Genomic DNA, 10,129 nt, shown 5'->3' on the forward strand with positions numbered 1-10,129 from the left:
TGTTTCAGGCGATCCGGCCCGTAATCCCGACACGGCCAGGGCAGCCATTGAAAAGCAGTTGGGCAAACTGGGCAATACCTGTTTTGAGTTGAACCGTCTTGAAATCCTTTCAAAGCCGGTGTTTCTGTCTGCAGCTGATCTGAACTGTCTGCGCCGGGATCTGGTGGCCTGCCTGGAAAATAACCGGTTAACCGCCTATGCGCGAATGACAGCCGGGCCCAGGCCGACACCGGTTCCTTTTTACCGGGAACACCTTGATTTCCGGGCCAATGCTGCAAACCATCTGGCGGTTCAGTTTTATAAGAAAAGGGGCGTAAAATCCATTGACCATGCCTTTGAATGTACTCCGCCAGGCCCGGGTACGTCGGTCATGACCACAAAACACTGTATCCGCCGCAGCCTTGGGTGGTGTTCCGGAAAGACAGAGAAAAAACCGAACAATGCCCCGCAGTCTTGTTTGGGGCCGTTGTTTCTGACCCATGGCAAACTCCGGTTTGAAGTGGTTTTTAACTGCCGGGAATGTGAAATGCAGATTTACACCTTTTTCCACAGCGCATAAAAATGGTGGACCGGTCCATGCCCCGAGCCGGTTTGGATATCGGCACCGGCCTTTAATGCCTCGGTGATATAGGTTTTGGCCCCGGCAACGGCTGTTTTCAGGTCAAGCCCCAGGGCAAGGCCTGCGGCAATGGCCGATGACAGGGTGCACCCCGTACCGTGGCTGTTTTTTGTGTTCACGCGGTCTTTTGTATAGCGTGTTGTCTGTCCGGATGCGGTTTCATAGAGCAGATCAATACCCGGGCCGGAAGTCAGATGTCCGCCTTTGACCAGCACATTGGCTGCGCCAAGATCTGCAAGGTCTGCGGCCGCATCTTCCATTTTCTCCGGGGTGTCGATGGTTCTGCCTAAAAGCACTGAGGCCTCGGGCAGATTCGGGGTGATTACCGTGGCCAGGGGCAGCAGGTGGTTCGTCAGTGCGGCCACGGCATCGTCCTGCAACAGCTTGTCGCCGGACTTGGAGATCATCACCGGGTCCAGCACCACATTGGGACAGTGCCATTGTTTGAGTTTTTCGGCCACTATTTTAATAACTTCAGGTGAATGGAGCATGCCGATTTTTACGGCATTGGTGCCGATATCCGACATTACGGCATCAATCTGTTCCCCGATAAATGCCGGGGGAACCGGAAAAATACCTGTGACACTGTGGGTGTTCTGGGCCGTGAGTGCCGTAATGGCGGACATGCCGAAGACCCCAAGGGCACTGAAGGTTTTCAAGTCTGCCTGGACGCCGGCCCCGCCGCCGCTGTCAGAACCTGCGATGGTTAATGCGCGATAGTATGTTTTCATAAATGTACCTTTAAATATGATTTTTATTTGGCATCCCAGTTGTGAATAACATCCTGGGGATTGATCCTGTTTTTAATCAATCCGTATTTCAGGGCAAAATCGATAAATGCCTGCCACTTTCCGGGGTCGCTGGTCTGGCCCGGGGCTGCAAAATTCGGTGCTGTCAGGGCAAATGCTTTGGTTTCCGTCTCTTTATCCACCTCGGGCAGGGCATCAAGGTAAATGGCCAGGGCTTTGTCAGGATCATTTTGAATGTCGGCCAGGGCCTTGTGGATGGCTAGGACAAATCCTCGGATCGCCTTTTCTTTCTTTTCAAGGATGGCGCTACCTGCCGTAAAAATAAGCTCTTCGTATTCGGGGATGCCGTACTTTTCCAGTTCAAAAAAGCGGGCATCAGCCCCCTGCTGCGCAAAGGTTACGGTTTCATATGTTTTATAAGGACCCATAACGGCTGAAACCTGTTTTGACACAAGGGCGGGCAGGATGGTGAAGCCCACATTTACCGGCGTATAGTCGGTGATTCCGTTGATATCGGCAAAGCCTTTGAGCAGCAGGTCCTCAGATCCCGGCACGGTGTAGCCGATTTTTGTACCGGACAGGTCTGCAGGGGATTTTATGGACTTGTTCAGAAACATCAGGGTGGCCAGGGGCTTGACCACAAGGGGGCTTACGGTTTTAACCATAAGGCCTGCATCGGCGGCCATGATGGTCTGGGGCTCATAGGAGACGGCCAGGTCCACCTGGCCTGCTGCGGCCAGTTTCAGTGCATCGGAAGTTTCCGACGGGGCAAGAATTTCAACTTCGATACCCTGCTCGGTGAAATACCCGGATTGCTGGGCAACATAGATGGGGGTGTGGTCTACGTTGGGAAACCAGTCCAGCATGAGTACAAGTTTCTGTGCCCAGGCCGTGCTGCAAAGCATTATAAAGATTATCAGTGTCAGCGCAAAAAGTCGTTTCATTGTTCCTCCTTGTCTTTGGTATATATATTTGATGCCTTAACTAAAATCCGTGTTTGGACGGAAAGTTGCCCATCTGCGGCGTTGCGTTCAAACACTGTTTTTCCATGTTACCATTCGTTTTTCAGCAAAATTAACAAGAGCCCAAAGGCCAAGACCCATGACCGTCAGCCAGAGAATGCACGCAAACACCAGGTCGGTATTGAGCCGGGCATTGGACTGGATCATCAGATACCCGAGCCCTTTCTGAGCACCAACCCATTCGCCGATGACAGCACCGATGGTGGCCACGGTGACGCCTACCTTGAGTCCTGAAAAAAACTGGGGCAGGGCCCAGGGCCAGTACAGCAGGCGCAGCTGCATCCAGAAGCCCGCCCCCATGAGAGTAAACAGTCTGCGAAAATCAGGGTCGCAGCTTTTAAGTCCGGACAACAGGCTCACGGTAATGGGGAAAAAAATGATCACCCATGCCATGAACACCTTGGACCAGATGCCGTACCCCAGCCAGATCACAAGCAGCGGTGCCAGGGCAAATACCGGTACCGCCTGGGATGCAACCAGAAAGGGAGCCAACCCTTTTTCAATGCCGGGCCGGGCAAACATGAATATCGCCAGAGGTATCGATGTCACAAGGGCAAGTGCAATGCCCAGGATGATCTCCAGGGCTGTGGCCAGGGCATGGGGCCAGATCAGGGGGGCTTTTGTCGCCGCACAAACACCGATCTCCCAGGGCGACGGCAGGATAAATGCCGGAATCTCCATGATCCGGACAAGCACCTCCCACAAAACCAGGATGCCAATGGTCACTCCTGTCGGGAAAAATATATCGGACCACTTCATACCTGAATGCTCTCCTTTTCCTTGAGCAGCCGGCAAAGTATCCGGGCTTTGATCTCCATGAATTCGGGCAGACTGAAATCCCTTGGTTTGGGTGCCTGCGGTTGGAATCGCTCCAGAATGGTCATGGGGGCGGAACTTAAAAGGATGATCTCATCCGCCAGGACCAGGGCCTCTTCAATGTCGTGGGTGATCATCAGAACGGTTTTACCGAACTCCTTTTGCAGCATGAGCAAAAGATGCTGCAGTTCCCGGCGGGTAATGGCGTCCAGGGCGGACAGGGGTTCATCGAGGAGCACCAGGTTTCGGTCAAACATCAGGGTTCGGGCAAGGGCGCATCGCTGGCGCATGCCGCCTGATACCTGGTAGGGATAATGGGCTTCAAATCCTGAAAGCCCGATTTTTTCAAAGATTTGGGAAAGCGTTTCCTTTGCCTGTTGCATATCCCTTAGCGCCCGGGGCTTGGCCTGCACCGGCAACAGCGTGTTCTCTTCCAGTGTCAGCCATGGCAGCAGCATGTCTTTTTGCTGCATATAGGCGGCAAGGCTGCCAAGGTGACCATGCTCGTTCTCCTGCCATACAATTGTGCCCTGATCCGCAGAGACCACGCCGGTCAGACAGTCAAAAAGGGTGGACTTTCCGCACCCGGATGGGCCCACCAGCACCGTAAACCGCCCCTGGGGCAGGGTCAGGCCGAAATTTTTAAAAATGGCCTGCAAACCAAATGACTTGGTCAGACCCAGGACCTCAAGCATAGGTTGCTTCCAGTCTTGTTGTTAGGCAATGCCGCAGGCGGGGAAGGGAAAAAGCTTCCCTTCGCCGGTATGATCCGGATCAGGTTCCAAGGGTCAAAACAGGGGTTATCTGTTAAAGTGCCTGTAGTTTAATGTGAATTTCGAATGGCTCATACGGATTATAAAGTATAATTTTTATTGACCTACCAGGCTTCCGTGCTATTTGGTGCAAATTTTTCTGGACCTCAACAACCCACCAGGACGGACCCGTGCCCGCGTCAAACGCGGCCTATGTCTCCTTTGGCAGGACCATGAGCCCAATGAGGCAAAGGATTATGGATGTGCACGGGGCCCGTCCCCGAAAAGAATGTAACATTTAAGTCTAACTCAATCGGTTGTCCAATTACTTTCTTGGTTTATTGCGGGCCCAGAATATTCCATCACAATAATACGCTTTAAACGGTCATACCTGGAGAATAATTTTACCGACATGCATTGCGCTTTCCATAAGCCGATGGGCCTCTGCAGCCTGCTCCAGGGGAAATGTTTTGTGGACAGCCGGTTTGATTTTTCCCGCCTCAATGAGCGGCCATACCTTCTCCTTGAGCTGTGCCGCAATTTCAGATTTGGAGGCATCCGGACGGCTGCGCAAGGTGGAGCCCGTGAAAAGAAGACGTTTCAGCATAATGGGCATCAGATTGATTTCGACTTTGGAGCCCTTGTTAAATGCAATCTGAACAATGCGTCCACCCGGCGCCGCTGCCTTGATATTGCGTGCAATGTAGTCTCCTCCGACAATATCGAGAATGACATCGGCACCCTTGACTTCATCTCTGACAACTTCAACAAAATCTTCCGTGTTGTAGTCAATAACCCGATCGGCACCGAAACTTTTACAGGCTTCACATCGTTCTGCAGGGCTGTCGGTGGCATACACCTTTGCGCCGAAAGCTTTTCCAAGCATGATGGCCGTTGAGCCGATACCGCCGGAACCGCCGTGGACAAGAAAGATTTCCCCTTCTTTAAGTCCGGCCCCCATGAATATATTGCTCCAGACCGTGAAGAACGTTTCGGGAATGCCCGCGGCTTCCACCAAACTCAAGCCTTTTGGAATCGGCAGGCAATGGGGCGCCAGAACGGCACAATACTCGGCATAACCGCCGCCGTTGGTCAGGGCACAGACTTGGTCTCCCACAGACCAATCCTTGACATCGCTGCCGACGGCAACAATGGTTCCTGTGATCTCCAGACCCAGAAGGTCCGATGCGCCTTTTGGCGGCGGATAAAGCCCTTTACGCTGAACTATATCGGGCCCGTTTACACCGGTGGCCGCCACCTTGATTAGCACCTCTTCCGGTTTCGGCTGGGGCACAGGTCTGCTTCCCACACAAAGGGCCTCGGGACCTCCCGGTTCGGTAATTTCAATCACTTTCATCTGTTCGGGTAATGTGGATGTCATCGCTGATTTCCTCCATCGTAAATGATTATGAATTTACGTCCATTAAATATCGTCAGGGTTTTTCTAAAACAGCCATGGGTTGACCTGATATATCAAGCGCCAGGCATAGCCCATAACAAAACTTTAAATATCTGAGTAACTTACCCAGACTTTCTTATAAAGTTACTGAGATTAAAATTCTTCCGTTCACACTATAATTTAACTTAACTATCAGGTCAAATCATAAAAAGGTGAGCAGATCAACTCGTTGTAGAGTTTATCGAGGGCAACGCTTTGGACGAGTCTTTTAATTAAGTTGGTGACACGGATCGTTTTGGTTATTTACCTTCGTTTAATAGTATAGTAATTTCCAATCAGCGATCAGGCTGCCTAAAGGGCAATCATTTAAGGAAAAGTCCATGTCATCAGATAACAATGAGTCTGTTTCCGGCCGCTTGGGCACTTTTGCCGGTGTTTTTACGCCAAGTGTTTTAACCATTCTCGGGATCATTCTTTTCCTGCGTTTAGGATATGTGCTGGGCGCTGCAGGGCTTGGAAAATCCCTGATGATTATTGCGGTGGCCAACCTGATTTCCAGGACCCTTGGCATAGAGTTCGGCGGGGCCATCGGCATTGTGCTGTTTTTAGCACAGTCCGTGTCCATTGCCTTTTACTGCATTGGTTTCGGAGAAGCCCTGACTGCTATCCTCGGCCTGGCCGGCCATGTGACGGTACAGCTTATTGCAGGTGCGGCGCTGTTGTTTCTTTTTTTGCTGGCATGGATCGGGGCGGATCTGGCCACCAAGTTCCAGTATGTGGTCATGGCGTTTTTAACCCTGGCGCTTTTATCCTTTTACATTGGCGGTATTCGTCAGTGGGATACCGGGCTTTTTATGGAGAATTGGGCCGCCAGGGAAGGTTCGCCCTCTTTCTGGATTCTTTTTGCCCTATTTTTTCCGGCGGTGACCGGGTTCACCCAGGGGGTGAGCATGTCCGGCGATCTTGAAGATCCGGGTTCAGTTGGTACAATAAAAAGATTAGTCTTGTGGGCGCGTTGATCTGCCTGGGCGTGATGCTGGCCATTGATTTTAAAACCGGAATTGCTTCCGTGGCCATCCTGTTTGCCGTTTTTCAGTATCTTAAACGGGTATCTGCCCCGGCCAGGTGGGCGGACAGCTGGCGGTCCTATCACCTTAAACTGGTCAGGGACAATCTGATTCGTGCACAAAAGGATCACGAGCATCCCAGGGACTGGCGGCCCTCTGTCCTTGTATTGTCCAATGACGAAGAACATATGAAACAGTTACTGGATTTTTCCTCTATGATCGAGGGAAAAAGCGGTATTACAACGGCCGTACGGATTCTCCAGGCTCGGGGATACCGTGCTGTAAAACTTAAGGCAGAGGCGGAAAAGGATCTGGCCCGAAAAGCTTGCATTGCAGGAAAAATCCGAAGAAGCCAATAAAAAGGTGCTTAAAGAACAGGCCAAGCTCAAGGCGATCTCACAGCGGGCCAAGGATGAAGGGCTTTTTGTGGATAACAAAGCCCCGTAATAAGGAGATGTCTAATGGTAAAGGCAATCGGAAAAGTGGTTATCGCGATCATTCTGATCGGCGTGGGGTATTCTATCAGTCTGTTTATTCCGTCAGGCGGACCGCCGCCGGGCATGATGGGAATGGGCGAAATGCCGCCGCCCGCGGTGATCGCCGTTGAACTGAAGGAACGGCCCCTGGATGTGCTTGCCGACCATATTGCAACGGTCGAGCCGGTGCAGGAGGTCATGGTCCGCTCGGAAGTTGCGGGCTACATTGACGATGTTCATTTCACGGAAGGTTCTTTTGTGAAATCGGGCGACCTGCTCTTCACCATTGACCAGAAACAATACCAGGCCATGGTTGACGTGCGTCAGGCCGAGCTGTCCCGTGCAAAAGCCGAACTGAACCGCGCCGAAAAATTTTTCAAGCGTATGCGTGATGTCAATAGACGCAGCGTTTCGCAGTCGGATCTCGACACTGCGGAAAGCGAGCAATTGCAGGCCGTGGCCAATCTGAGACAGGCTGAGTCCAACCTGAATTTGGCCAAAATTGATTTGGGTTATGCGAAGGTGCGCGCGCCGATCAGCGGCCGCATCGGCATGGCAAACGTAACCAAGGGCAACTATGTCACCTCCGCCTCCAACGAACTCGCCCGCATTGTGCAGATCAGTCCGATCCGTGTCGTCTTTTCCATGACCGACCGCGCTTACCTGGATTTTCGTGCCCAGGAGCTGGCGGGCACTTCCGACGGTCTGGTTGCCCGCATTCGTCTGCCCAACGGAACTCAGCTTCCGCTGATCGGCAAGAAAGAGTTTGACGACAACGTTATGAATGCCGAAACCGGGACCATGGCGGTCCGTTACCTGTTCGATAATCCCGACGGGCGATTGGTCCCCGGCGGCTACGTCAACATTCTGCTCGGATCCGGGCAGCGACCCATGGGCATCCGTATTCCCCAGCGGGCGGTACTGCTTGATCCCCAGGGATCCTATGTGCTGACGGTCAACGGGGAGGGACGAGTCGATACCGCCCGCGTTGAAATCGGGAAATCCGTTGAAGGTGACTTCGTAGTGCTTTCCGGATTGAAGGCCGGTGACCGTATCGTGGTTGATGGTGTGCAGAAAGTGCGGCCGGGCATGACTGCCCAGGTCACTTTGCAGGAGGCTGGAAAATGATTTCACGGGTATTCATTGATCGCCCGCGTCTGGCGGGTGTGGTTTCTATCGTCCTGATGCTGGCGGGGATTCTTTCAATCACCGCGCTGCCCATCACCCAGTATCCCCAGGTCACACCGCCGCAGATCGTGGTACGCGCAAGCTACCCCGGTGCGAGCGCCGAAGTCATGTCCGACATCGTGGCAGGCCCCATTGAAGATGCCGTGAACGGTGTACAGGACATGATCTACATGTCGTCCACGTCCGACAATTCGGGAAGCTACTCGCTCACCGTAACCTTTGCCGTGGGCACCGATCCGGACATGGCGCAGGTGAAGGTACAGAACCGTGTATCCCAGGCCGAACCGATGCTGCCCACCGAAGTGGTGCAGCAGGGCGTGACGGTTGAAACCGAGTCAGCCGACATGCTCGGCTTCCTGATTGTCCGCTCGCCCGACCACAGCCTTGATGAACAGTTGATGAGCGACTATACCTATAAAATCATCCAGCCGACCATTGAACGGATCCCAGGCGTCAGCCGTGCACAGGTTTATGGCCCCAAATACAGCATGCGCGTCTGGCTCGATTCCGACCGCATCTCCGCCCTCGGCATCGGCGTCGACGAAGTTACGGCGGCCATCCGCAACCAGAATGTGCAGGCCTCCATCGGCGCCATCGGCTCCACACCGGACGACGGCTCCGGACAGGTCGCCTTCACCCTGACCGCGCAAGGACGGCTGAACGATACCGAATCCTTCGGCAATATCGTGGTGCGCACCGGTGCCGACGGTGCGGTGGTCTACCTCAAGGACGTTGCACGAATAGAAAAAGGCTCGGACAACTATCTTTTTTCCGCCAAATACAACGGCGCTCCCTGTGTGGTGCTGGCCCTGAGCCGTACACCAGGTTCCAACGCCCTCGACACCATGGATGCGTTGCAGAGTGAACTGACGCGGCTCAAGAAGGATTATCCCGAAGGTCTTGAAACCATACTCTCCTACGACGCCTCCGAATTTGTCCGCACCAGCCTCCGTGAAATTGTGTCCACGCTTGGGCTGACCTTCCTGCTCGTGGTCATCGTCTGCTATGTTTTTTTGCAGAACTGGCGCGCCACGCTGATTCCATCAATCACCATCCCGGTCTCGCTCTGCGCCACCTTTATGGTGTTGGCGGCCTTTGGCTACAGCATCAACACGCTGACGCTCTTCGGCCTGGTGCTGGCCATCGGCCTGGTGGTGGACGACGCCATCGTGGTGGTTGAACGGGTCCAGGAGCTTATGCAAAGCGAAGGACTCGACCAAAAGAGCGCGACGATCAAGGCGATGCAACAAGTCAGTGGCGCGGTTATTGCCACGACGTTGGTCTTGTTGTCCATCTTTGTTCCCATCGGATTTATGGGAGGCATCACCGGCAAGATTTACCAGCAGTTTGCAGTGTCGATTTCGGCAGCTGTCTTCTTTTCCACAGTCAACGCCCTTACGCTCAGCCCCGCGCTCTGTGCAATTTTTCTCCAGGCGGTCAAACCCAAAGAGAAGGGCCCGAAGCTCTGGTTCAATACCGCGCTCAACCGTTTACGGGGCAGCTATGTTTCCTTCAGCACCTGGATTGCCCGCAAACTGGTCTTCACCATCCTGATCCTGCTTGGAGTATTCGGCGGTGTCTATTTTCTGTACAACATGAGTTCCACAGCCTTTCTGCCCGATGAAGATCAGGGCGTCATTTTCGGGATGGCGCAACTGCCTGAAGGGGCCACCCGCGCCCGTACCGAGGCACTGCTGGAGCATGTGTTGACCCCGCTGCACGAAGAACCGGGGATCGACTACACCATTCAGGTCACCGGCTTCAGCATGATGGGCGGTTCTTCCGAAAACGTGGCCTTTTTCATGTTCGGCCTTGACCATTGGAGCAGACGTGAGTCGCCTGAGCTGAGCATTATGGCCATCCAGCAAAAGCTGCAGGCCCGGCTGGCCGCGGAGCCGGGCGCCCAGCTCAACTTGTTTGTGCCGCCCGCCATCATGGGGCTGGGCAACAGCGGGGGCCTGGACATTCGCCTGCAGGCCACTGCCGACAACGATCCCCAGCAGCTTCAGTCCGTCATGAACAACTTTTTGATGCAACTTAA

The 10,129-nt window shown here is 53.6% G+C and carries 10 protein-coding genes; 5 read left to right on the plus strand and 5 right to left on the minus strand.

What is annotated here, in order from left to right:
• On the plus strand, window positions 1–559 hold a 559-nt coding region (locus AB7U36_RS11160), incomplete at its 5' end, for a DUF3656 domain-containing protein (protein ID WP_428159853.1).
• On the opposite strand, the gene thiD is transcribed toward AB7U36_RS11160, so the two are convergent.
• From thiD to AB7U36_RS11185, 5 genes are all read right to left on the minus strand, one after another.
• Window positions 535–1,350: a bifunctional hydroxymethylpyrimidine kinase/phosphomethylpyrimidine kinase gene (thiD, locus tag AB7U36_RS11165; protein ID WP_428159854.1), complete on the minus strand. Its 816-nt coding sequence runs from the start codon at window positions 1,348–1,350 to the stop codon at window positions 535–537. The genes AB7U36_RS11160 and thiD overlap by 25 nt on opposite strands.
• 23 nt (window positions 1,351–1,373) lie before the next feature.
• Window positions 1,374–2,312: an ABC transporter substrate-binding protein gene (locus AB7U36_RS11170; protein ID WP_428159855.1), complete on the minus strand. Its 939-nt coding sequence runs from the start codon at window positions 2,310–2,312 to the stop codon at window positions 1,374–1,376.
• A gap of 87 nt (window positions 2,313–2,399) precedes the next feature.
• Entirely contained in the window at window positions 2,400–3,149 is a 750-nt protein-coding gene (locus AB7U36_RS11175) for an ABC transporter permease (protein ID WP_287126719.1), read from the minus strand.
• Complete coding sequence (locus tag AB7U36_RS11180; protein WP_428159856.1) at window positions 3,146–3,901, minus strand: ABC transporter ATP-binding protein; 756 nt, start codon at window positions 3,899–3,901, stop codon at window positions 3,146–3,148. Before AB7U36_RS11180 ends, AB7U36_RS11175 begins: the two co-directional genes overlap by 4 nt.
• 442 nt (window positions 3,902–4,343) lie before the next feature.
• Window positions 4,344–5,339, minus strand: coding sequence for an NAD(P)H-quinone oxidoreductase (locus AB7U36_RS11185; protein WP_428159857.1), 996 nt, complete (start codon window positions 5,337–5,339; stop codon window positions 4,344–4,346).
• 398 nt (window positions 5,340–5,737) lie between these two features.
• Here AB7U36_RS11185 and AB7U36_RS11190 point away from each other — a divergent pair, with 398 nt between their 5' ends.
• The 4 genes from AB7U36_RS11190 to AB7U36_RS11205 all read left to right on the plus strand — a co-directional run.
• A complete protein-coding gene (locus AB7U36_RS11190; RefSeq protein WP_428159858.1) occupies window positions 5,738–6,376 on the plus strand; it encodes a hypothetical protein in 639 nt (212 codons plus the stop codon).
• A complete protein-coding gene (locus tag AB7U36_RS11195; protein WP_428159859.1) occupies window positions 6,364–6,783 on the plus strand; it encodes a hypothetical protein in 420 nt (139 codons plus the stop codon). Before AB7U36_RS11190 ends, AB7U36_RS11195 begins: the two co-directional genes overlap by 13 nt.
• A 102-nt stretch (window positions 6,784–6,885) precedes the next feature.
• Complete coding sequence (locus AB7U36_RS11200; RefSeq protein ID WP_428159848.1) at window positions 6,886–8,028, plus strand: efflux RND transporter periplasmic adaptor subunit; 1,143 nt, start codon at window positions 6,886–6,888, stop codon at window positions 8,026–8,028.
• Window positions 8,025–10,129 (plus strand): efflux RND transporter permease subunit (locus AB7U36_RS11205; RefSeq protein WP_428159860.1); only part of this gene is annotated, 2,105 nt, incomplete at its 3' end. The genes AB7U36_RS11200 and AB7U36_RS11205, both read left to right, overlap by 4 nt.

Source organism: Desulfobacter sp. (genome assembly GCF_050177295.1).